Annotated in this window: 27 protein-coding genes; 12 read left to right on the forward strand and 15 right to left on the reverse strand. The window is 69.4% G+C overall.

What is annotated here, in order from left to right:
• The first annotated feature begins 370 nt into the window (after window positions 1-370).
• The 4 genes from DFQ59_RS17215 (at window position 371) to rnd (ending at window position 3,493) form a co-directional block, all read left to right on the forward strand.
• On the forward strand, window positions 371-790 hold the full coding sequence (locus DFQ59_RS17215) for an SseB family protein (RefSeq protein WP_114280971.1): 420 nt from the start codon (window positions 371-373) through the stop codon (window positions 788-790).
• An 86-nt stretch (window positions 791-876) separates the two neighbouring features.
• Window positions 877-1,440 (forward strand): NUDIX hydrolase, encoded by a 564-nt coding sequence (locus DFQ59_RS17220; RefSeq protein ID WP_114280972.1) that lies wholly within the window; start codon window positions 877-879, stop codon window positions 1,438-1,440.
• Between the two features lie 3 nt (window positions 1,441-1,443).
• Entirely contained in the window at window positions 1,444-2,037 is a 594-nt protein-coding gene (locus DFQ59_RS17225; RefSeq protein WP_114280973.1) for a YecA/YgfB family protein, read from the forward strand.
• 292 nt (window positions 2,038-2,329) lie between these two features.
• Window positions 2,330-3,493, forward strand: coding sequence for a ribonuclease D (gene rnd, locus DFQ59_RS17235; protein ID WP_114281042.1), 1,164 nt, complete (start codon window positions 2,330-2,332; stop codon window positions 3,491-3,493).
• Window positions 3,494-3,889: 396 nt separating this feature from the next.
• Here the strand turns inward: rnd and sthA are convergent, their stop codons facing one another.
• Entirely contained in the window at window positions 3,890-5,278 is a 1,389-nt protein-coding gene (sthA, locus tag DFQ59_RS17240) for a Si-specific NAD(P)(+) transhydrogenase (protein ID WP_114280975.1), read from the reverse strand.
• A gap of 302 nt (window positions 5,279-5,580) precedes the next feature.
• Between sthA and DFQ59_RS17245 the strand changes: the two genes are divergently transcribed.
• From DFQ59_RS17245 to DFQ59_RS17255, 3 genes are all read left to right on the forward strand, one after another.
• Window positions 5,581-6,111, forward strand: a complete 531-nt coding sequence (locus tag DFQ59_RS17245; protein ID WP_114280976.1) for a hypothetical protein — start codon at window positions 5,581-5,583, stop codon at window positions 6,109-6,111.
• A gap of 48 nt (window positions 6,112-6,159) precedes the next feature.
• Window positions 6,160-6,669, forward strand: coding sequence for a DUF1499 domain-containing protein (locus DFQ59_RS17250; protein ID WP_114280977.1), 510 nt, complete (start codon window positions 6,160-6,162; stop codon window positions 6,667-6,669).
• A 205-nt stretch (window positions 6,670-6,874) separates the two neighbouring features.
• Window positions 6,875-8,125: a nitronate monooxygenase gene (locus DFQ59_RS17255; protein ID WP_114280978.1), complete on the forward strand. Its 1,251-nt coding sequence runs from the start codon at window positions 6,875-6,877 to the stop codon at window positions 8,123-8,125.
• Between the two features lie 159 nt (window positions 8,126-8,284).
• Here the strand turns inward: DFQ59_RS17255 and DFQ59_RS17260 are convergent, their stop codons facing one another.
• A complete protein-coding gene (locus tag DFQ59_RS17260; RefSeq protein ID WP_114280979.1) occupies window positions 8,285-9,040 on the reverse strand; it encodes a J domain-containing protein in 756 nt (251 codons plus the stop codon).
• 4 nt (window positions 9,041-9,044) lie between these two features.
• Window positions 9,045-9,758 carry a VWA domain-containing protein gene (locus DFQ59_RS17265; RefSeq protein ID WP_114280980.1) on the reverse strand — a complete coding sequence of 238 codons (714 nt, stop codon included), beginning with the start codon at window positions 9,756-9,758 and terminating at the stop codon, window positions 9,045-9,047.
• Between the two features lie 95 nt (window positions 9,759-9,853).
• Here DFQ59_RS17265 and DFQ59_RS17270 point away from each other — a divergent pair, with 95 nt between their 5' ends.
• Window positions 9,854-10,696 (forward strand): SirB1 family protein, encoded by an 843-nt coding sequence (locus tag DFQ59_RS17270; protein WP_114280981.1) that lies wholly within the window; start codon window positions 9,854-9,856, stop codon window positions 10,694-10,696.
• Window positions 10,697-10,865: 169 nt separating this feature from the next.
• On the opposite strand, the gene DFQ59_RS17275 is transcribed toward DFQ59_RS17270, so the two are convergent.
• A complete protein-coding gene (locus tag DFQ59_RS17275) occupies window positions 10,866-12,074 on the reverse strand; it encodes a PQQ-dependent sugar dehydrogenase (protein WP_211314989.1) in 1,209 nt (402 codons plus the stop codon).
• Window positions 12,075-12,248: 174 nt separating this feature from the next.
• On the opposite strand from DFQ59_RS17275, the gene yjgA reads away from it, so the two are divergent.
• Window positions 12,249-12,764: a ribosome biogenesis factor YjgA gene (gene yjgA, locus DFQ59_RS17280; RefSeq protein WP_114281043.1), complete on the forward strand. Its 516-nt coding sequence runs from the start codon at window positions 12,249-12,251 to the stop codon at window positions 12,762-12,764.
• A 25-nt stretch (window positions 12,765-12,789) separates the two neighbouring features.
• Here yjgA and DFQ59_RS17285 read toward each other — a convergent pair whose 3' ends face one another.
• Window positions 12,790-12,975 carry a hypothetical protein gene (locus DFQ59_RS17285; RefSeq protein ID WP_114280983.1) on the reverse strand — a complete coding sequence of 62 codons (186 nt, stop codon included), beginning with the start codon at window positions 12,973-12,975 and terminating at the stop codon, window positions 12,790-12,792.
• A gap of 4 nt (window positions 12,976-12,979) precedes the next feature.
• Window positions 12,980-13,189 carry a dodecin gene (locus DFQ59_RS17290; RefSeq protein WP_114280984.1) on the reverse strand — a complete coding sequence of 70 codons (210 nt, stop codon included), beginning with the start codon at window positions 13,187-13,189 and terminating at the stop codon, window positions 12,980-12,982.
• 292 nt (window positions 13,190-13,481) lie between these two features.
• Between DFQ59_RS17290 and DFQ59_RS19955 the strand changes: the two genes are divergently transcribed.
• Window positions 13,482-13,862 (forward strand): nuclear transport factor 2 family protein, encoded by a 381-nt coding sequence (locus DFQ59_RS19955; RefSeq protein ID WP_170142209.1) that lies wholly within the window; start codon window positions 13,482-13,484, stop codon window positions 13,860-13,862.
• A 179-nt stretch (window positions 13,863-14,041) separates the two neighbouring features.
• Here DFQ59_RS19955 and DFQ59_RS17300 read toward each other — a convergent pair whose 3' ends face one another.
• On the reverse strand, window positions 14,042-14,569 hold the full coding sequence (locus DFQ59_RS17300) for a metallophosphoesterase family protein (RefSeq protein ID WP_114280986.1): 528 nt from the start codon (window positions 14,567-14,569) through the stop codon (window positions 14,042-14,044).
• A gap of 89 nt (window positions 14,570-14,658) precedes the next feature.
• Between DFQ59_RS17300 and DFQ59_RS17305 the strand changes: the two genes are divergently transcribed.
• Window positions 14,659-15,351, forward strand: a complete 693-nt coding sequence (locus tag DFQ59_RS17305) for a metallophosphoesterase (protein WP_114280987.1) — start codon at window positions 14,659-14,661, stop codon at window positions 15,349-15,351.
• 34 nt (window positions 15,352-15,385) lie between these two features.
• Here DFQ59_RS17305 and DFQ59_RS17310 read toward each other — a convergent pair whose 3' ends face one another.
• From DFQ59_RS17310 to DFQ59_RS17340, 7 genes are all read right to left on the reverse strand, one after another.
• Window positions 15,386-16,075 (reverse strand): class I SAM-dependent methyltransferase, encoded by a 690-nt coding sequence (locus DFQ59_RS17310; protein WP_114280988.1) that lies wholly within the window; start codon window positions 16,073-16,075, stop codon window positions 15,386-15,388.
• Between the two features lie 64 nt (window positions 16,076-16,139).
• Window positions 16,140-16,343, reverse strand: coding sequence for a hypothetical protein (locus DFQ59_RS17315; protein ID WP_114280989.1), 204 nt, complete (start codon window positions 16,341-16,343; stop codon window positions 16,140-16,142).
• Window positions 16,344-16,455: 112 nt separating this feature from the next.
• The gene (locus DFQ59_RS17320; RefSeq protein WP_170142210.1) at window positions 16,456-17,022 is read right to left on the reverse strand and encodes a lipocalin family protein; all 567 of its coding nucleotides are present in this window, start codon (window positions 17,020-17,022) and stop codon (window positions 16,456-16,458) included.
• A 72-nt stretch (window positions 17,023-17,094) separates the two neighbouring features.
• The gene (locus tag DFQ59_RS17325) at window positions 17,095-17,382 is read right to left on the reverse strand and encodes a hypothetical protein (protein ID WP_114280991.1); all 288 of its coding nucleotides are present in this window, start codon (window positions 17,380-17,382) and stop codon (window positions 17,095-17,097) included.
• Between the two features lie 104 nt (window positions 17,383-17,486).
• Complete coding sequence (locus DFQ59_RS17330) at window positions 17,487-17,870, reverse strand: DUF3775 domain-containing protein (protein ID WP_114280992.1); 384 nt, start codon at window positions 17,868-17,870, stop codon at window positions 17,487-17,489.
• Between the two features lie 130 nt (window positions 17,871-18,000).
• Window positions 18,001-18,939, reverse strand: coding sequence for a SufB/SufD family protein (locus DFQ59_RS17335; RefSeq protein ID WP_211314990.1), 939 nt, complete (start codon window positions 18,937-18,939; stop codon window positions 18,001-18,003).
• Window positions 18,932-19,648: an ATP-binding cassette domain-containing protein gene (locus tag DFQ59_RS17340; RefSeq protein WP_114280993.1), complete on the reverse strand. Its 717-nt coding sequence runs from the start codon at window positions 19,646-19,648 to the stop codon at window positions 18,932-18,934. Before DFQ59_RS17340 ends, DFQ59_RS17335 begins: the two co-directional genes overlap by 8 nt.
• 297 nt (window positions 19,649-19,945) lie before the next feature.
• On the opposite strand from DFQ59_RS17340, the gene greB reads away from it, so the two are divergent.
• Window positions 19,946-20,467: a transcription elongation factor GreB gene (gene greB, locus DFQ59_RS17345; RefSeq protein ID WP_114280994.1), complete on the forward strand. Its 522-nt coding sequence runs from the start codon at window positions 19,946-19,948 to the stop codon at window positions 20,465-20,467.
• Window positions 20,468-20,506: 39 nt separating this feature from the next.
• Here the strand turns inward: greB and DFQ59_RS17350 are convergent, their stop codons facing one another.
• Window positions 20,507-20,905 carry a hypothetical protein gene (locus DFQ59_RS17350; RefSeq protein ID WP_114280995.1) on the reverse strand — a complete coding sequence of 133 codons (399 nt, stop codon included), beginning with the start codon at window positions 20,903-20,905 and terminating at the stop codon, window positions 20,507-20,509.
• Between the last annotated feature and the right edge of the window lie 155 nt (window positions 20,906-21,060).

A 21,060-nucleotide genomic window follows, 5' to 3' on the forward strand; every position in this document is an offset into this window, starting at 1 on the left:
TCCGTGTTCCGTGTTCCGTGTTCCGTGTTCCGTGTTCCGTGTTCCGTGTTCCGTGTTCCGTGTTCCGTGTTCCGTGTTCCGTGTTCCGTGTTCCGCCAAGAGCGTCCCCGGAAATCCAGAATCCGCGCAACCCCTTCGCCCTTCACGCACTAACGCATTCACGCATTCACGCACTCCCGCACTCCCACATTCACGGAACACGAAAAACACCCCGTCATCAGCGCATTCTCACCGGCCCTGCCCGCGGGACGGTGGCGGGGCCGGGGATACCCGCGCCCGCGCCGGGCTTGAACTCCCGGTTCGCTTCGCGCAGTCTTCTGCGCATACCCACCCGGTTGCCACCCATACCACCAGCCCGCGACGAGTGACCATGAGCGAACGATTCGAACCCCACAACGACCTGGAGCGGGCCCTGCTCGACGCCCAGGAGGGCCGCCTGGCCGAGGATGCCTTCATGGCGACCCTGCTCCAGTCCCAGGTGTTCCTGCCCATCTACGACAAGACCCGGATCGGCGGGTTCCAGGACTCCAGGTCGGCCCAGCCGCTGACGCTGAAGGACGCGGACGGCCAGGAGGTGGTGGTGATTTTCACCAGCCCGGAGCGGGCCAAGCCCTTCGTGGCGGATTACCCAGGCTACGGCGGCGGGCTGCTCGCCGAATTCAGCTGGGTGCTGGAGAAGCTCGGCGCGGGCGTGGCCCTGTCGCTCAACCCCGGCAGCGAGGTGGGCATCGACATGGAGGCCGACATGGTGGCCGCCCTGTCCCAGCAGTCCGGCGGCCCGGTCAACTGAGAGGCGGCAGCGGGCGCGGTCTGTACAACTCCGCCACCAGATCCGATGATTGCAGGCAGAGAAACGATCAGGAAGGTCTCGTTCCGGTGAACTACTGCAGCCAGTGCGGCGCCACCGTCATCCAGCGCATCCCGCCCGGCGACAACCTGCCGCGCTACGTGTGCGACAGCTGTGGCGCCGTCCATTACCAGAATCCCAAGATCGTCGCCGGCTGCATCCCGGAATGGGAGGATCGCATCCTGCTCTGCCGCCGCGCCATCGAGCCCCGCCGCGGCTACTGGACCCTGCCCGCCGGGTTCATGGAGAACGGCGAGACCACCCAGGCGGCCGCCGCGCGCGAGGCGCACGAGGAGGCCGGCGCGGTGATGGAGGAGATGAGCCTGTACGGGATTTTCAACCTCCCCCACATCAGCCAGGTCTACACCATGTTCCGCGGCCGGCTGGGCGGCGGCCAGGCCCACCCCGGCTCCGAGAGCCTGGAGGTGGAGCTGTTCACGGAAGCGGACATCCCGTGGCGGGAGCTGGCGTTCCCGGTGGTGCGGGAAACCCTCGAGCTCTATTTCGACGACCGCCGCCAGGGCGTCTTCGAGGTCCATGTGGGTGATATCATCCGCCATCCCGACCAGCGCCTCGAAATCCGCCGCTACTGACCCATGACCGAAACCGCCGACCGCTTCCCCGCCCCGCTCACCGACGCGGAAACCGAACGGCTGCGGGCGTTCCTGGACTCCGCGGCGGTGCCGGAGGAGAGCCTGGATTTCCTCGGCGCCCACGGGTTCCTGACCGCGCTGGCCGTCGCGCCCCGGCAGCCGGAACCGTCGCGCTGGCTGCGGGAGCTGTTCGGCGGCGAACCCCGCTACGCCGACGACGCCGAGGCCGCACGCATCCCCGCCCTGCTGCAGCGACTGTCCCGCAGCGTGGCGCTGGATCTCTACCACGGACAGCCGCCGCGGCTACCCTGCCCGCTCGAGCTCGGCCCCGACCCCGACCAGGCGCCGCTGGCCGACTGGTGCTCCGGGTTCATGGAGGGGGTGTTCCTGGACGATACGGCCTGGTTCGCCGCCGACGAGGAGCGGGTGGCGGAGCTGACGCTGCCGATGATGATGGCCTCCGGGCTCTTCGACGAGGACGGGGATCTGGAGCGGCTGCGCCGGGATCCCCGCCGCAGCCGCTCCATGGTCCGCGACATTCCCGACCTGCTCGTGGATCTCTACCTGCTGTTCCACGCCCCGACCCCGAATCCCTGAACTTCCCCCACTGGATGGTGTCTTTCCCTGCTCGCCGGTGACCACCGTCACATATACCATGACGCAATCATGGTATTGATGGCCGGCCATGACAGCCGGAGCGGCTTTGCCGCCGGCAACCGATTGACGCAAACCAGACAAATACAAGATATGCCCCTGATCTATCTCTATATCCTCATCACCGCCGCAATTGTCGTGGGCCTCAGCAGCCTGTTCCTCTGCCCCCTGAACCCCTGGTGCCGCCGCGACTGAGCCTATGCCCGCGCCGGTGCGGCTGCTATGCTCCGCCACCATGAGCGACCCGGATAGCATCCTCTTCATCGACACGCCCGAGGCCCTGGAGCGCTTCTGCGCCCGGATTGCGGATGCCGGCTGGCTGGCCCTGGATACCGAGTTCCTGCGCGAGAAGACCTACTACCCGCGCCTGTGCCTGCTCCAGGCCGCCACGCCGGAGCTGACCGCCTGCATCGACCCCCTGGCGCTGGAACACCTGGATCCCCTGCTGGATCGCCTCTATGACCCCGCGGTCACCAAGGTGATGCACGCCTGCCACCAGGACCTTGAGATACTGTTCCAGCTGCGGGGCTCCGTACCGGCGCCGATCTTCGACACCCAGCTGGCCGCCCCCCTCCTCGGCCACCCCGAGCAGATTGGCTACGGCAACCTGGTGGAGGCGGTGCTCGGGGTGAAGCTGGAGAAGGGCCACGCCCGCGCCGACTGGACCCGACGCCCACTGCCCGAGGCGCAGCTCCGCTATGCCGCCGACGACGTCATCTACCTCGCGCGCCTCTACCCGGTCCTGCGCGAGTCGCTGGTGGAGCGGGGCCGGCTGGCCTGGCTGGAGGAGGATTTCGCCGGACTGTCGGACCCGGAACGCTACATCGTCCACCCGGAGCAGGCCTGGCAGCGCATCCGCGCCGCGGAGCGGCTGCGCGGCCCGCGGCTGGCGGTGCTCCAGGCCCTGGCCGCCTGGCGCGAGGAGACGGCCCGGCGCGAGGATCGGCCGCGCGGCTGGCTGATGCGCGACGAGGTGCTGGAGGATATCGCCCGGCAGCTGCCCTCCAGCCTGGGCGAACTGGCCCGCGTGCGCGGGCTGCACGAGCAGTCCCTGCGCCGCAACGGCGAGGCGCTGCTGGCGGTGGTGCGCGAGGCCCGTGATCGGACGCCGGACGAGCGCCCCGTCCACCGCCGCTCCGAACGCTGCAGCCCGGAGCAGGAAGCGCTGGTGGAGCTGCTCGAGGCGGTGGTGCACCGGGTGGGCCTGGATGAATCCCTCAATCCCGCCGTGCTCGCCCCGCGCAAGGCCCTGGAGCGGCTGGTGCGCGGCGAGCCCACCCCGGAGCTGGCCCGCGGCTGGCGCCGCGCCCTGGTGGGCGACGACCTCCATGCCGTCCTGCGCGGCGAGCGCGCCGTGACGGTGGAGGACGGCCACCTGCGGCTGATCCCGGTGACCTGAGGCAGGGATCACATAGACAGGATTTACAGGATTGACGGGATTTAAAGACTGTCTATCCGCAGATTACGCAGATTGGTTGAAACAGGACGGCGCGGACTCTCGCAACGGCCTATCCAGCGCCCGAACCAACTTAATACCTGATACGCTTCAACCTGACCCCAAATACTTCATTAAATATCTCTCGCCAAGACGCGAAGAACGCCAGGAAAACAAAGGATTGACAGTCTTATACAGTCGCGGCCCTCGTGCAGGACGATGCTCGATGCGCCATTCATAAGGTCTTGATCATTCTGAACCTTTGCGTTCCCGGCGATCTTGGCGAGAAAAATCCGGACTGATACGACATTTCAATCCTGTAAGTCCTGTTAATCCTGTCTATTCAAGTGTCTTTCACTTCTACGCGTTGACGCGGTTGTAGCCGTCGAGGGCGGCGATCTGGTAGGCCTCGGCCAGGGTCGGGTAGTTGAACACCGTCTCCAGGAAGTACTCCAGCGTGCCGCCGAGGATGAGCACGGTCTGGCCGATGTGGATGAGCTCGGTGGCGCCTTCGCCGAGGATGTGCACGCCGAGGATGCGGTGGTCCTTGAGGTCGAAGAGCAGCTTCAGCATGCCGTCCTGCAGCCCCATGATCTGGCCGCGGGCGGTCTCGCGCAGGCGCGCGATGCCCGTCTCGTAGGCGATGCCCTGCTTCGCCAGCTCCTGCTCGGTCATGCCCACCATGCTCATCTCCGGCACCGAGTAGATGCCGAAGGGGAAGTCCGCCGGTCCCTTGCAGCCCACGCCCTGGAAGATGTGGCAGGCCGCCTGCCGGCCCTGCTGCATGGAGGTGGAGGCGAGCGCCGGGAAGCCGATGACGTCACCGGCGGCGTAGATATGGGGCACCGCGGTCTGGTAGTTGTCGTTGACGTGGATGCGGTGGCGCTCGTCGGCCTCCAGGCCCGCGTTTTCCAGCTTCAGCGAGGTGGTGCAGCCGATGCGCCCGGCGGCGAACAGCACCACGTCGGAGCGCACCTGCTTGCCGCTGCGCAGGTGGGTGATCACCTGGCCGTCGCCGGTCTTATCCAGCCGCTCCACCTGCTCGCCCAGGCGCAGCACCATCCCCCGGTCACGGCACTGGTGCATGAACTCCTGCACGATCTCCCGGTCCATGAAGCCGAGCAGCCCCTCCCGCCCGTCCACCAGGGTCACCGGGATGTCCAGGGTGCTGAACAGGCTGGCGTACTCCACGCCGATCACTCCCGCTCCCACCACGGTCAGCGAACGGGGCAGGTTGCGCAGCTTCAGCACGCTGTCGCTGTCCAGCACATGCTCGTCGTCGAAGGGAATCCCGTCCGGGCGCTGCGGACGGGTGCCGGTGGCGATCAGGACATGCTCCGCCTGCAGCTCCTCCACCTCGCCGTCGGGGCCCTCCACGCACAAGCGGTGGGCATCGATGAAGGAGGCACTGCCACGGAGCACGTGGATACCGTTGCGGGCCAGCTGATTCTCGATCACCTCGATCTCGTGCCGCACGGTGATCTCCAGCCGCTGCATCAGGTCGCCGATGGTGAGATCGGGCTTGAGCCGGTAACTGCGGCCGTAGAGGCCGCGCTGATCGGTGCCGGAGAGATAGAGGGCGGCCTCGCGCAGGGTCTTGCTGGGAATCGTTCCGGTGTGCACCGACACCCCGCCCACCCGGTCACTGCGCTCGACCATGGCCACGCGCCGCCCGTACTTGGCGGTCTGTATCGCCGCCTTCAGCCCCGCCGGTCCACTGCCGATCACCACCAGGTCGTAATGCCGCATGTCGCCTCCCGTGCGCCGAGAACGGTGGAGCGGAACCGTCCGGCGCGTTCCGTCCCGTCACTTTCACCCATCCAGACCCCGGCCAGGCTCCCGGTTGAAGCGCAGCGGGGGCTTTGCCAGTTCAGTAAATAGCATATCGGGCCCGCCGGCACATGGGTGCCATGGGGCGCGGCCCCACACCCGGGGTGTACAATGACGGGAAACCGAGACGCGGACCCAACCGCGCCCGAGCGCTGCCGGATGCGGGAACAACGGAATGGAAGCTGCCGCTTCCCGTCAGAGACTCATCAGGGGCCCGCACAATGCTGTACGACATCGAAGAAACCGTTCGCCGCAAGGCCAAGACACCCCACGAGCTGTTCATGCTCAACCTGGCCGTTTTCCACCTGCTCCTGGCCCCGGCGGCCATCGTGCTGAAAATCGGCCCCCTCGCCTTCCTCCTGCCGCTGCTGCTCTCCCTGAGCGTCATCACCTACACCTGGGTGCGCGGCCGGCGCGCCGAGCACGGCGATCACTGGTTCGTCATGGCCCACTGGAAGCTCGCCTTCCGCCGCTACCGCATTCTCCTGATCGCCTACGCCATCAGCGCCACGGTGGTCAGCGCGGGGCTGCTCATCAGCGCCGGGGTGGACAAGAAGACCACCCAGGAGATCCTGCTCACCGTGTTCGAGCGCATCGCCGTGGTGCCGACCCTGATCACGGTGATGGTGTGCTTCGTACTGGAATCGAGCGCCATCTACCAGGCCACCCGCGGCGAAGTCCCGGAGGGCCTGGTCCGCCGCTTCCCGCCGCCGGAGTCGCTCCGGGCACGGGAGGAGAAAGCCGTGGCCTGACGACCGGCCACGCCGCGCTGCGGTCGCCCGCAGAGGGGGCACAACACCATGAAACTGCTGATCAGCGTGGTTCTCGTACTCCTGGCCCTGCTGCTGGGGGGACTGCTGCTGGCCGCCGGCGCCCTGCTGCTCAACCGCCTGCCCTGGGATCAGCCGCCGGGTGCCGCCGCGCGGCTGGTGGTCTACCTCGGCAGCAACAGCGCGGCGACCGACCCGGCATCGGACTTCCCGGAACTGCGCCCGCCCCGCTACGACATCACCCCCGAGGCCCTCCACGCCGCCGCCGTCCAGGCGGTGGAACGGCTCGGCTGGGAGGTGAGCGCGCGGGAGGAGGGGGAACGGCTCCTCGCGGCGGTAATCATCACGCCCCTGCTGCGATTCCGCGACGATGTGGAGATCCGTGCCGAGCGCGGCCCCGCTGGCGGGAGCCTCCTCACCGCCCACTCCGCCTCCCGCGTGGGGCGGGCCGATTTCGGCGCCAACACCCGCCACCTCCTCGACCTGTTCGCCATGGTCGACACGATCGTTGCCGGAAACCACCGCCGCGGCGCCGATTAGCCCGGTCCTGACCATCCTGACACGGCCATTCCGGGGCACCCCGGCACCGTCCCGCAGCCGGTGAAATTTGCGCCACAGGGAGCAAGAATTTGCTATCGTGGGCGATAGTCCGGTAACCCGTGACAATACCCATTATAGAAGCAGGCTTATGCCGACCGTCGCACAGCGCTGCGACCAAAAGCCTGTGTCGCTGCTTGGAGACGCAATGAAACGGCTGGACGATTTCCGTTTGAAGCTGGGCAACCAGGAACTGGTCCCGCTGATGATTGGAGGCATGGGGGTGGACATCTCCACCTCGGCCCTGGCCCTGGAGGCCGCCCGGCTGGGAGGGGTGGGTCACATCTCCGACGCCATGGTCCCGACGGTCACGGATCGCCGCTTCAAGACCGGGTACGTCAAGGAAAAGCTCGACAAGTACAAGTTCAACCGCGACAACGCCGACAAGTCGGTGGTGCAGTTCGACCTCGGCCAGCTGGCCGAGGCCACCCGCATGCACGTGTCCCACACCATGGAGGCCAAGCGCGGCGACGGGCTCATCTTCATCAACTGCATGGAGAAGCTCGGCATGAACAACCCCAAGGCGACCCTCAGGGTGCGCCTGACGGCCGCCATGGACGCGGGCATCGACGGCATCACCCTGAGCGCCGGCCTGCACCTGGGCTCGCTGGCGCTGGTGGAGGATCACCCGCGCTTCCGCGACGTGAAGTTCGGCATCATCGTCTCCTCCCCGCGGGCCCTGAACCTGTTCCTGCGCAAATCGGCTTCCCTGCGCCGGCTGCCCGATTTCATCGTGGTGGAGGGTCCCCTGGCGGGCGGCCACCTGGGCTTCGGCCTGGACTGGGCCAACTACGATCTGCGCCAGATCGTGGCCGAGGTGGCGCATTTCCTGCGCGAAAACGATATCGGCCACATCCCCGTGATTCCCGCCGGCGGCATCTTCACCGGCACCGATGCGGTGGAGTTCATGGAGGAGGGCGCCGGGGCCATACAGGTGGCCACCCGCTTCACCGTGACCCACGAGTGCGGCCTGCCGGACGACGTGAAGCAGGAGTACTTCAAGGCCGGCGAGGATGACATCGAGGTCAACACCATCTCGCCCACCGGCTACCCCATGCGCATGCTGAAGAACTCCCCGGCCATCGGCTCGGGCATCCGCCCCAACTGCGAGGCCTACGGCTACCTGCTCGACAGCAAGGGCCACTGCGACTACGTGGACGCCTACAACCGCGAGGTGGAGAGCCACCCCGACGCGAAGAAGATCAAGGTGCTGGACAAGACCTGCCTGTGCACCCACATGCGCAAGTTCCAGTGCTGGACCTGCGGCCACTACACCTACCGGCTGAAGGAAACCACCCGCCAGCGCCTCGACGGCAGCTATGAGCTGCTCAGCGCCGAGCACGTCTTCAACGACTATCTCTACAGCACCGAGCACCGGATCCTGCTGCCGGCGGCTTGAGGGGAAGGGTTAATGGTTAATGGTTAATGGTTAATGGTTAATAACCAAGTCGTACTGTGTTGCGTGAGTGCGTGAGTGCGTGAGTGCGTGAATGCGTGAGTGCGTGAGTGCGTGAGTGCGTGAGTGCGTGAATGCGTGAATCCATTCACCTTTATCCATTCACCCTTCACCCTTGTCCCCCCCATCCAGCAACAGATCCTTGGCGCGGTTGATCTGGGAGGCGAGCCAGTCGGAGCCGCCGCGGTCGGGGTGGAGCTTCTGCATCAGGCGGCGGTGGGCGTCGATGACGGCGTCGCGGTCGGCGCCGGGCTCCAGCCCCAGGATGCGCAGTGCCTCCTCGCGGCCCATGGGCCCTTCCGCCACGGGTCTGTGGGCCTGGCCGCTGTGCCGGGCGTCGCGCCAGGCGTCGCCGTGGACGCGATCCAGGTAGGTCTCCAGCACCATCACCGACTGGTGATCATCCCGGCACCGCTCCAGCAGGTCCAGCAGCTCCGGCAGCTGCATGCCGTCGAGGCGCCGGCCGGCGTAGACCCCGGCCACCACCTCCCCGGCCAGGGCACCGGAGTCGTGATCCAGGGTCATGTGCAGGTAGCGGGTCTGCACCGTCGAGCTCTGGCCGCCGGAGGGTCCGGCGGTGGCGGCGCGGCGCTGCTGGAGCGAGGCCCATGCCCGCCGCGCCATGCCCATCACCGGGAGCAGCCGCAGCAGGCGCTGCGCCAGGGGGATGAGGGCGGCGAACAGGGCGAACAGCCAGTTGAGACGCCCGGTCAGGGCCAGGATCAGCAGCAGCGCCAGGCCGCCGCCCACCAGCGCCCAGCGGCCCAGGTCGCGCCAGTTGGCGCCGCGGATGCGGGGCCCGAGCAGCAGCCAGCCGATGGCGGCCACCAGCAGCACCAGGAAAACATAGCGGATCACCGCCTCAGCGCCTCCCCAGCTGGTGGGTAAGGGCCGGCACCGTGCCGCCCCGGCGGCGGCTGAAATCCTCCAGCGCCGTGCGTCCGCCCGCGGCGAACACCGCCACCGCGCCCAGGAGATCCCGCAGCTGACCGGCGCTGCCCGCATCGAAGGGGCAGCAGGCGCCGCCGGTCAGCTCGGCGAGGCGCCGGAACACCCGCTCCGCCACGGGGTCTCCGCCCTCGTGGAACAGGAACATGGGCAGCCCCAGCAGGCTCAGCTCGCCCGCCGCGCGGTAGAGCCGTTCGGGCATCTCTTCCATGCTGTCGCCGACGAACACCAGCGCCTGTACCCGCGCGCGCCGTGTCTCGGCGGCCCCGTGGCGAATCACCCGCTCAATCTGGGTATGGCCGGCCCGGCAGCGCACGGCGGTCATGCGCCGGGCCAGGGCGTCGGTGTCCCGGTACCAGGGACTCGCGTCGAACTCCTCGAAGCCGCCATAGTGGCAGAGCTGCACCTGCAGTCCGCCCAGCGCGGCGGTCTCGCGGAACATCTCCGCCTGGATGTGGGCGGCCCGATCCCAGGTGGGTTCGCGGCTGGCCGTGGCATCCAGCGCGAAGATGAGGCGCCCGCCCTCGCCGCCGGCCCGGACCGCCGGCGTGGACGCCACCTTGCGCAGAAAGGCGTTCACCTCGGTGTCGGTGGAGGCGCGGGTCAGCTTGCGGTCGGAATCACCCATCTTTGTCGTGGATTGAATCGTGACTGGTTCGGTTAGGATATATCTTACCCGGACCCGGGGCGATCCCGGGGTTCGCACAGGGTCTCCCTCCGCCCATGGCCGATACGCTGCTGAACCAGTTCATCACCACCCTGGCGCAAGCCGATCCGGACATCGATCTCGCCGCCACCGCCCTGCTGATCGCGCGCCAGGCCTATCCCGACCTGGATGCGGACTCCTACCTGGAGCGGCTGGACCGGATGGCCGAGGCGCTGCGCGAGCGCCTCGATCCCGACTACACCCCCGTCGACACCATGCTCGAACTGAACCAGTACCTGTTCTCGGAGCTGGGCTTCGCGGGCAATCGCCAGGACTACTACGACCCGCGCAACAGCTTCCTCAACGACGTGCTCGACCGTCGGCTCGGCATACCCATCACCCTCTCCATCGTCTACCTGGAGGTGGGACGCCGGGTGGGGCTGGATCTGGAGGGCGTCCCCTTTCCCGGTCACTTCCTGGTCAAGCTCCACGTGAACGAGGGCGAGGTGATCCTGGATCCCTACGGCGGCGGCGCCTCCCTCGGCCTGGACGACCTGGAGGAGCGCATGGAGCAGGCCATGGGCAACGGCCGCCCCCTGCGCCCCCTCCTCCCCGGCCTGCTCTCCGGAACCACCAAGCGCAACATCCTGGTGCGGATGCTGCGCAATCTCCGCAGTGTCTACCTCCGCCGCGAGGATCACCTCCGGGTTCTCCAGACCCTGGACTGGATACTCGCCTGCCAGCCGGACGATGCCGAGGCCCTGCGCGACCGCGGGCTGGCCTACGAGACCCTGGAGTGCGCCAAACCGGCCCTCGAGGATCTGCGCCGCTACCTGGATCTGGCGCCCCGCGCACCCGACGCGGAGTCCATCCGCGCCCGGGTCATCGACCTGCAGCGGGCGGCCCGGCGGCTCAACTGATCGCCGGTCAGGAGTGAGGCGTGAGGAGTGAGGAGTAAAGGCGTAGACAGCAAGACTCATTCCTACGCCTCCCTCATCACCCGGACACGGGCGCAGATTCATCCTCACGGAGCGCAGGGATTGGGGAGCGTGTCCGGCCGGATGAATCCGGCCCTACGACCATCCCCCCTCACTCCGCCCGCCGCAGGCGGAACAGGGCGTTGGCGCCACTGTCGCTGGTGAAGTAGAGGGCGCCGTCGGGGCCGTAGGCCACGCCCACGGGGCGGGCCCAGCGGGCGCCGCTCTCCGCCTGGAAGCCGCTCACCAGGTCGTCCACCCGGACCGCCCCGCCCTCGGCGAACCGCACCAGCACCAGGGCGGGCGGCCGCCGCGTGGCGGGATCGCCCACGTAGCCGCCGAACGGCCGGGTGCCCCAGGAGCCGTGCAGGGCCACCACCGCGTCCCCTTCCAGGTCGGCGCCGAGGCGGTCGTCGGCCACGAAGGCGACCCCCATGGGGGCGTTGCGGGCGGGGAAGGTGGCAACGGGCGGGGCCACCTCCGCGCGCGGCCGGGGGGGATCACGACGGATGCAGTCATCCCTGCGCACCCGCTCGCCGTCGTACTGGAACCAGGGCATGCCGTGGAAGGAGCCGGGGTCGAGGCGGCTGAAGACCTCCGGCGGCAGGTCGTAGCCCCAGTGATCGGGGCCGTTGTTGGAGGCGTATAGGACACCGGTGCCCGGCTGCCAGTCGAAGCCGACCGGGTTGCGCAGGCCGGAAGCGAAGGGCGCCCAGCGCGCCTCGTCCCCGCTCTCATCAAGGACCAGCACGCCGCCCCGGCGCGCATCGAAGTCGTAGCCCTGCCCGAGGTACTGGTCGCTGCAATTGCCGCTGATGCCCAGGCTCACGTAGACCCGGCCGTCGGGCCCCACGGCCACCGTCCGGCTGCTGTGCCCGCCGCCGCCCGGCAGCGCCGCCAGCAGGCGCACCCGGTCGGGTTCCAGGCGCGCCTGTCCCGGTTCGTAGGGGGCACGGTAGAGACCGTCGGTGCGGGCGATGAGGATCTCGCCCTCGCGGAAGGCGACGCTGTGGGGATAGCCCGGCAGCCGCGCCAGCAGCACGGGTGCGGTATAGGGCGGCGGCAGCCGGTAGACGGCCCCGGAGCCGGAACCGATGAAGAGATCGCCGTTCGGGGCGAAGGCCGGCAGCCGGGGGCGGTCGAGATCCGTCGTGAGCACCTCCAGCACGTAACCGCGGGGCAGGCGCGCCTTTTGAACGGAACCGTCCACCGTCACACTCTGCTGCACGTAGTCGAGGGGAGCGGTGCCGGCCGCGGCCCAGGGCATGAACAGTCCCGCGGCGGCGCCCAGCAGCCACGGTGCGAGTCTGGATGGATTCACGGCGTACCCTCCATGATGGGTGATGGGTGTCGGCAGCGGAACGCCCGCGCCTCTCCTCTCTGACCTCGGCAGCACGCCGAGGTGCCCACCCCCTGCAAGCGCTGCGTCCATCTGCGATAATCACCGCCCATACACCGCCGGTCGCGGCGGCTTCCATGGAGCGAGACGTTGATGATGGACGACCCGGAACGCGATGAGGGGGTGGAACAGCCCGAAGCGCCGAGCAAATCCCAGGTCAAGCGGGAGCTGCAGGCCCTCCGGGAACTGGGCGAACGCCTGGTGGAGATGCCCGCCTCCCAGCTGGCGAGGATCCCCATGAGCGACACGCTCGCCGCCGCGGTGGCCGAAGGCCGGCGCATCACCAGCTTCGCCGCCCGCAAGCGCCAGATCGGCTACATCGGCAAGCTGCTGCGCAGCGAGGAGGTGGAGGCGATGCGGCAGATCCTGGCGGACATGGATGCCGGCCACCGCGCCGAGGCGCGCCGGTTCCAGCGCCTGGAGACCTGGCGCGACCGGATGCTGGCGGAGGGTGACGAGGCGGTGGCGGCGTTCCTGGTGGAATACCCGGGTGCCGAGGCCCAGCCCCTGCGCCAGCTGATCCGCAACGCCCGCCGCGAGGCCGACGCCGGCAAGCCGCCGGCCTCGGCCCGGAAGCTGTTCCGCTACCTGCGGGAGGTGACCGGGGGATGAGGGACCTCGGGCGACGCCGCGGGCCTCAGCGGGCCTCGTTCTTCTCCGCACCGCAGCGGGCGCAGCGATAGACCGTCACCAGGCAGCCCCGTTTCACGTCGAAGCGCTGCTCCTGGACGATCTCCCACTTGTGGAAGCCGCGCCGGCACAGGGTATCTCCCTTGTGCTTCTCCGACGCCCGGGGGCGGCGGAAGGGAACCACCTCGCCCACCGCGTCACTCCTCGAGGCGGAAACCCACCCGTACGGTCACCTGGTAATGGGCCACCCTGCCGTCCTCGATGTGACCGCGGGTCTCGACGACCTCGAACCAGCCCATGTGGCGGATGGTATTCGAGGCCCGCGCGATGGCCTGGTTGATGGCATCCTCGATGCTTTCGCGGGAGGAGCCCACCAGCTCCACCATCTTGTAGACGTGATCACCCATGCCGCGCTTCTCCTTGTTGGCTTGTCCGGAAGGTTCACCGCAACGGACCGTGGAGGGGCTCCACGGGAGCCCCCGGGGTCCGGGTGCCGGTGGTGTGATAGAGCATAGTCCCGCTTGCCGTGGGCGGCCAGACGACGGATCGCCGGGGCCGGTATCCGCCGGATCGATGCCGGCGCGGCGGCGGTTGCCCGACGGGTTTTCCGACACAAGATCCGTGCACCCGCATTTCCAGCGGCGCTATACTTTCGAAAACACCGTCATCGCCCCAGACCAGACCCGAGCGGATGCGACTATGAGTGCTCCCCCAGCCGATGCGGTTGTCCATGCGTTTCTGGACGCCCTGGAGCAGAGGGATTTCGAGCGGGCGGCCAGCTACCTGAGCCGGGAACGTTTCAGCTATATCGGGCCGACCTCCCGCTTCGACAACGCCGCCGATTTTCTCTCCGACATCTCCCGCATCGGGCCCATCCTCAAATCCATCCAGCGCCGGCGGACCTTCGTCGAAGGCAACGAGGTGATGGTGGTGTTCGACTTCATCGCCACCATACCCGAACTCTCCAACAGCCGGGTCGCGGAACTGGTGCGGGTCGAGGAGGGTCTGATCACCTACATGGAGCTGTTCTTCGACGCCCACGCCTATGTGAGCATGTTCGAGCACGGCACCCCGCTCTGAACCCGGACCCACGGATACGGAGCCTCTCGCCACAGGGGACACGGGGATCGCGGGGGATGACCCGGCGTTACCGAACGTTCCGAATGCGCCCGCCCGGGGCGGCGCCCCTTGCCCCCGGCAAGCATGCCCTCCGCGGTCTCCGTGCCCTCCGTGGCAGAATCGGACATGAAGCTCCGGCTTCACCGTAGCGGGGCGAAGCGGAGCACCTCCACCCGCCAGGCCTCCTCGCCGGCATGGAGGATGAGGCACGAAGGCCCGCCGAAAGTCCGGGAACGCCCGGCGGCGCCGGGATTGAGCACCCAGGGGGAGGCATCGGTATCCACCACCAGGCGATGGCTGTGCCCGTAGACCACGGTGCGTGCCTCCGGGTGACGCCGCCGCAGGCGCTCATGCCGCACCCGTACCCCGCCGGCCCGGTGGCCGTGCTCCACCACCAGCGCCCCGCCGGGGAGCGCCAGGGTTGCCGTGAAGGGCAGGCACGCCAGGAGATCGCCGTCCTCGCCCCACTTGGCGGGCACATCGTTGTTGCCGCGCACCGCGATGACCGACCGGCGCGGGCCCAGGGATTCGATCACCGCCGCCGCCCCCACGTCCCCGGCGTGCGCGACGTAATCGCACTGGGCGGCGAGCGCGACGACACGGGGGTCTATCCAGCCGTGGGTATCGGACAGAACGAGGACGGAGAGGGTGGCGCGGGTGGCGGTCATGCAGCCATCTTGTATCAGACCCGGACCCTTCGTACAGCCGACTCGCGCCCAGCCTCCGCCGCGGATGACCCGACCTGCCGCCACAGCCCATGACAACGACCCGGACAACCGCCCCGGTCCGACGCTTCGCCGCCAACACGTCGGGCCGCGATTTCGTGGCGGGTGACATCCACGGCGAGTTCAGCCGCCTCGAAGCGTGCCTGGAGGGCGTCGCCTTCGCACCGGAGCGGGATCGCCTCTTCTCGGTGGGCGACCTCATCGACCGCGGTCCCGACTCGCCGGCCGCCCTCGAGTGGCTGGCGCGCCCCTGGTTCCATGCCGTGCGCGGGAACCACGAGGAGATGGCCCTGCAGGCGGAGCACGATCCGGACATGGCGGAGGCCTGGCTGTGGAACGGGGGCGAGTGGTGGCTGGCGGCCGGACCGGCGCTGCGCCGGGCCCTGCGCCCGGCCCTGCGGCGGCTGCCGCTCGCCATCGAGGTGGCCGGCGCCCGGGAGCGCCGCTACGGCATCGTGCATGCCGACCTCCCGCCCGGGCGCGACTGGGACGGCTTTCTCCGCGACCTGGAGCGGGGTGACCCGGTGGCCCTCGAATACGCCCTGTGGAGCCGCTCGCGGGCGCTGCGGGGCAGCGCCGGACCGGTTGCCGGGGTGTGCGCCGTCTACTGCGGCCACACCCCGCTGCCGGCGCCGCGGCGGGTGGGCAACGTGCACTTCATCGATACCGGCGCCTGCTACCGCGGTACGCTGACCCTGCTGCGCCTGGGCGCGGAGCCTGGCTGAGGCCCGGCGCCGAGCCCGCCGGTGAGCGGAGGGCTCACTCCTTCACGAAGCGCAGGAAGTAGTTCTCCCGCAGGAACGACTCCCGCCCCGCCAGGCGGAACCCGGCCGCCTCCACCTCGGCGACGACCGTCTCCTCGCCGGCCCGCACATGCCCCATCACCCAGGCGGAGCTGTGGCCCGCCTGGTGGCGGAAATCGATGATGACGAGCTCGCCCCCGGGGCGCAGGGCGCGGTGGATCGAGGCGAGGGTCGGCTGCGGATACTCGAAGTGGTGGTAGGTGTCGCAGACGAAGGCGACATCGATGCTGCCCGGGGACAGGGAGACGTCGGCGGGCGTGTTGACCACCCCGGTCACGTTGTCGTGGCCCGCCGCAGCGGCCCGCGCCAGGACGCCCTCCACGAAGGGCGCGGAGATGTCCACGGCGTAGACCCTGCCCGCCGGCCCCACCGCGGGGGCGAACAGCAGGGTGAACAGGCCGGTGCCGGCGCCGATGTCCGCCACCGCCATCCCCGGGCGCAGCGCCAGCGCCGCCACGATGGCCCCGCGCCGGTCGAAGACCTCGCGGCCGGGATGCTCGAAGGCGCCGCGCCAGCGTTCGAACTCGGGGTTCTCGAAGGCCCGGTTGATGCCCGGCGCCGCACTCTCCGCCTGGGCGCGGGCGGGAACCGGCCCGGTCAGGCAGAGCAGCGGAAGCAAAAGGGAGAGGGCGGCGAATGGACGCACGGGGGGCTCCGGCGGGCGGTCACCGGCACAGTATGGAACAGCGCGCCGGGCGCTGTCGCGGCCCTCAGCGCTCCACCTTCTCCAGCACCTGGGTGATGCGGTCGTGACGGCGGTAGATGGGCAGCTGGCGCTGCATCTCCGCGAAGGCCCCGTCACGCTGCGCCGCGGATTCGAACCAGCGGAAGCTCTCCCAGCCCGGCCCGAGCAGGTGCGCCGCGCTCATGGTGTCGCCCTCGGGCAGGGTGATGCGGATACCGAAACGTTTCATGCACTTCTCCCTCACGGTCAATGCTCTTGCCCTCGACAGTCCCGCCGCGCGGAAGCTTACCCGCTGCGGGACGGAGGCTCAATCGGTGCGGGCAGCCGTCCCGGCGGCCCGTTCAGCGTTGCGGGACGACAAGCCTGGCGGTATCGAACCCGAGGGCGCCGGCCCGTTGCACCAGCCGCCCATAGGTTTCCGGGGGAACGGACTTCTCCCGGGCTAGAATCCACAGGTAGTCACGGCCGGGCTCCCCCACCAGCACGGTCCGGTAGGCGGGGTCCAGGTCCAGGATCCAGTACCGGCCCCGGGTCAGTCCCGGGATAAGGCGCGAGATCCAGTTGTCGAACTCCACCTCGAGGCGGGCGTTGGTGACCGGGTCGGCCACCGTCGCGAGGCCCTGGGCGACCCGGCGGTTTCCCTCGGCGCTGATGCAGGTATTGGTAATCGCCAGCGTGCCGGGGCCGGTGAGCCGGTACTCCGCATAGGAGTGCAGGCAGCCGCGCTCGAACCAGTTGGGCAGGCGCGCGATCTCGTACCAGGTGCCCTGGTAGCGCTCCAGGTCCACGTGCCCCACCACCGGCAGCGGCGGCGGACCGCCGCCGCGGGTGCAGGCCGACAGCGCCAGAACAACGAGCAGGAGCACCCCGCGGAGCCCGCCGCCACACGCCGCCACACGCCTGCCCACGGTCCGTCCCCGCTCCGTCAGCGGGCTGGCGCCCGGCGCCGATCCGACTGTCCGCGGCGACCCCATGCGGCCTCAGGCCCTGCCCACGTTGGCATCCGACGGGGTGTGGAAATATTCACTCTCCTCGGCCGACTGGCGCGTCTCGTCCATCAGCATTCGCAGCCGTTTCTCCGCCGTATCGATATCGGTGCAGCTCTCGCAGAGGGGATCGCCACAGGGCTGGCGCGAGTAGAGCCAGAAGTGGACGGCACCGGCCAGCAGGCCCGAGGCGACGTCCCAGGAGTCCGCCTCCGGATCCTCTTCCAGCAGGCGGTTGCCCAGTTCGACCACCTCCTGCAGGGCACGGTTCAGTTCGGTCATCTCATCGCTCGGGTCGGATACGCTCACGGTTCGGCTCATCGTTGCGGTCTGGGCCGGATATACTATCCCAAACCCCCGCCCGGGGCTCCATCCGGGGCCCCGAATCAGTCACAGCCGTAGCCGAGCAGGTCCAGCCCCTCCCGGAGGTAGTCGGCCACCAGCGGCGTGGCCAGCAGGTAATCGGCCGTGCGCGGGGTCCAGGCCGCCTTCGCCTCCTCGAGGACGATCTCCCACTCGCTCTCCTCGTAGTCGCCGCGCCCCAGCCACATCAGCGCCACCACCTCCACCTGCTGCCCCTCCTCGAGATCCTCGATGACGGCGCGGGCCTCCTGGTAGGAGAGATCGTCCTGGTGGTCGGCGAGCACCTGCAGGGCCCAGTCGTCGCTGGGGCTGAAGGGCTCCTCGGGTATGACCACCGCCTCCTTGGCCTGGAATTCCCGGGCCTTCTCGATGAGAAAGCAGACGCTGTCGGGATTCACGTCGAGCATGGCATCCTCCTTATCGCAGAGTGGTGGCGGCGGGCCGGTTCCACCCGGCATCCCGGGCGGGGAAAGTGTACAGCGCCGCCCTGACGCGGGTGCATTCCCTCCCGCGCGGTTCCCGCCGCCCGGCGACGCGTCAGCGCAGCAGCCCCGTGACGATGAGATCCACGGCCGCCTCGGGGGAGAGTCCGTGCGCCATCAGGGTATCGAGCTGCTTCTGGTCCACGGTTCCCACCGCCGCTTCGTGGGTCACCTTGGCCTGGGGGTGGGAGACATCGACGATGGGTTCGGCCCGCGCCACGGCGTGGTCCCGCACCAGCTCCATGCAGTCCATGTGGCCGCGCGCCCCCGCGGCCTGGCCGCGGGTGATGCCCAGCACCTCGGCGCGGGCCTCGCCGGAGAGGGCCACCCGGGTCTTGATCAGGCCCCGGGCCTCGCGCCCGGCGAGCACCAGCTCGTCGCGCAGGCTGATGCGGTCGCTCCCGCTGCCGGCGACCCGCGCGGTAATCTCCGCCACGCCGCCCTCGGCCACTTCCACCCGCACGTCCAGCTCCACCGCTCCCGCCCGCCCCTGGATGAGGTGGAAGTCGGAGCGGAAGCGGGCCCCCGGCCCCACCCGCACGATACTCCGGGGAATCACCGTCACCCCGCCGTAGGGACCGTGCACGTGGCCCTCGGAGTAGTCGAGCTCGGCGCCCGCGGCGAGATCCACCCGCGCCTCCATCTCGTGGCGCACCTGCCGGGCGTAGGGAAACAGGCAGTGGGAAACCAGCCGCGCACGGGCCCCCTCGCCCAGCGCCACCACCACCCGCAGGCGCTGGTCCCCCTCCGGCTGCATGATGCCCACGCAGGTGTGGATGGGGTTGCGCACCTCGACCCCGGGCGCCACGGTAATCTCCGCCACGATCACGCCGTCCTCGCGGCGGCCGGTCACGCTTACCCCGGGGATGGCGTTCGCGCTCACCAGCTCCTGGCCGTCCACCACCACGTGGGCGGTCTCGGGACTGTTCAGGATGGCGGCGTCGGCATAGGTGCGGAACAGCAGCGCCAGCAGGTCGCCCGATGACTCAGTCACGGCACACCTCCCCGTCGCAGACGCCGCAGGGCCGGCGCCGGTAGGACTCCGCGATGGACTCCGGTGCGCCGGTGGCGATGATCCGTCCGGCGCAGAGGTAGGAGGCCCGATCGGCCACCTGGGCCAGCTCCTGCTGGTGGGTGATGAGCAGCACCGCCGCGCCGGGTCCGCGCAACTCGCGGATGAGCTTCGCGATTTCGTCGATGGAGAGCAGGTCGATGCCCGCTCCGGGCTCGTCGAGGATGGCCAGCCGCGGCCGCAGGGCGAGCGCCGAGGCCAGCTCGATGCGCTTGCGCTCGCCGCCGGAGAGGGTCTTGTCCACCGCCCGCTCCAGGTAGGCGCCGGGTTCCAGCCCCACCCGCTCCAGCCACAGCGCGGGGTCGCCCGGGTCCTCCCCCAGGGTGAGGTAGTCGCGCACCTTCAGCCCCTCGAAGCGCGCCGGCTCCTGCCAGGTGAGGGTGATGCCGAGGCGGGCCCGCTCGTGGATGGGGAGCCCGTCGATGGGCCGCCCGCGGAAGCGGATGGTGCCGGCGCTCGGCCGGTAGCCGCTGCAGCCCATCACCAGGTTGGCCAGGGTGGTCTTGCCCGTGCCGTTGGCGCCGAGCAGGACATGGATCTCGCCCGCCTCCAGGGTCAGGTCCACCGCCTCCAGGATGGCCCGGCCCGCCGCCGAGAAGGAGAGTCCGTCGATCTGCAGCAGCTCGGTCATGAAGCGGAGCCTCGTCGGGGAGAACCTGCGGGTGTCGGGGGAATCCAACCTGAAACTCCCTCTGCTGATTTTAGTGTACCGCTTCACTCCTGGAGGCACATTCGGCGCGCGTCCCACCGGGAGTCCCCGGCCCTTGGCGCATAATGGGCCTGGCAACTCGGCGGACGGAACGACCGATGGGCGACGGCGACGACTGGACGGATGAGATCACGCGGCTGGCCCGGTGACGAATCGCACCCGGCTCTGCTATAAGCCCGGAGAACCGGTGTACGCACCTTCCATCCCCTCAGGCAGACCATGGGACGCTGGCGACCCCCTCCACCCAAGTCATCCCCCTACATCACCGCCGAAGGCTTCGATCGGCTGCAGGCGGAGCTCGCCGCGCTGTGGCCCCACCGCCGGGAGGTGACGAAGCACCTGGCGGCGGCCGCCGCGGAGGGGGACCGTTCGGAAAACGCCGAATACATCTACCGCAAGAAGGAGCTGCGCGGGATCGACCGGCGCATCCGCTACCTGCAGAAGCGCCTGCCGCTGCTCCAGGTGGTGCGCGACGCCCCCGGGGATCGCGAGCGGGTGTTCTTCGGCGCCCACGTGGTGCTGGAGGACGAGGACGGTGCCGAGCTGCGCCTGCGCATCGTGGGCGCCGACGAGATCGAACCGGGGCGCAACCACATCAGCGTGGACTCCCCCATGGCCCGGGCCCTGCTCAACCGGGGACTGGACGACGAGGTGCGGGTGCTCACGCCGGAGGGGGAACGGCGCTACTACGTCATCGCCGTCCACTACGGGAACCTGCCGGAGCCGGACGATGCGCCCTGAAACCGCGTCGGCGCAGGCCTTGCCACCCTCCCCCGCGCCTCACTCCTTCCCGAACAGCCGCTCCAGGGCCACGCGGGCGGCGGCCTCCTCCTCCGACTCCGGCTTCCGCTCCGTGGCGGCGACCGCCGCCGCGGGCGGCTCCTCGCCGAACAGCGCGGCCAGTTCCACCAGCGCCTCCGCCTCCTCACCCGGATCGGCCGGCTGCCAGGCGCCGACCCGGGGCTGGAACCAGTCGCAGAAGTTGGCCCGCTCCTTGTCGGTCACATCCTCGGCGCGGTCCTCCCGGCACTGCCCCGCGACCGCGGGGTCCCAGGCCCGGCACAGCCGGCACACATGCAGCTCGGCGTCACAGGCGCGGCACACGGCCCGTCGCGACAGCGGCAGCGGCCACTCCTCGATGGACCCACCGCACTTCCAGCACACCAGCGGCTCGGTCATGATCCTTCTCCCTGGCGGGAAATCTGCCCCCATCATGACCCTGTGGGGGGCGCGGTTCAAACACCCGCCGCCCAGGCCCTGTACCCGTGCCCGCGCCGCGCTACACTCAGGGCCGGTGACGGAATTCCCGCGACGCCGGAGGGGCGGCCGCCCGG

Origin of the sequence: Thioalbus denitrificans (assembly GCF_003337735.1) — a bacterium.
Classification (GTDB): domain Bacteria; phylum Pseudomonadota; class Gammaproteobacteria; order DSM-26407; family DSM-26407; genus Thioalbus; species Thioalbus denitrificans.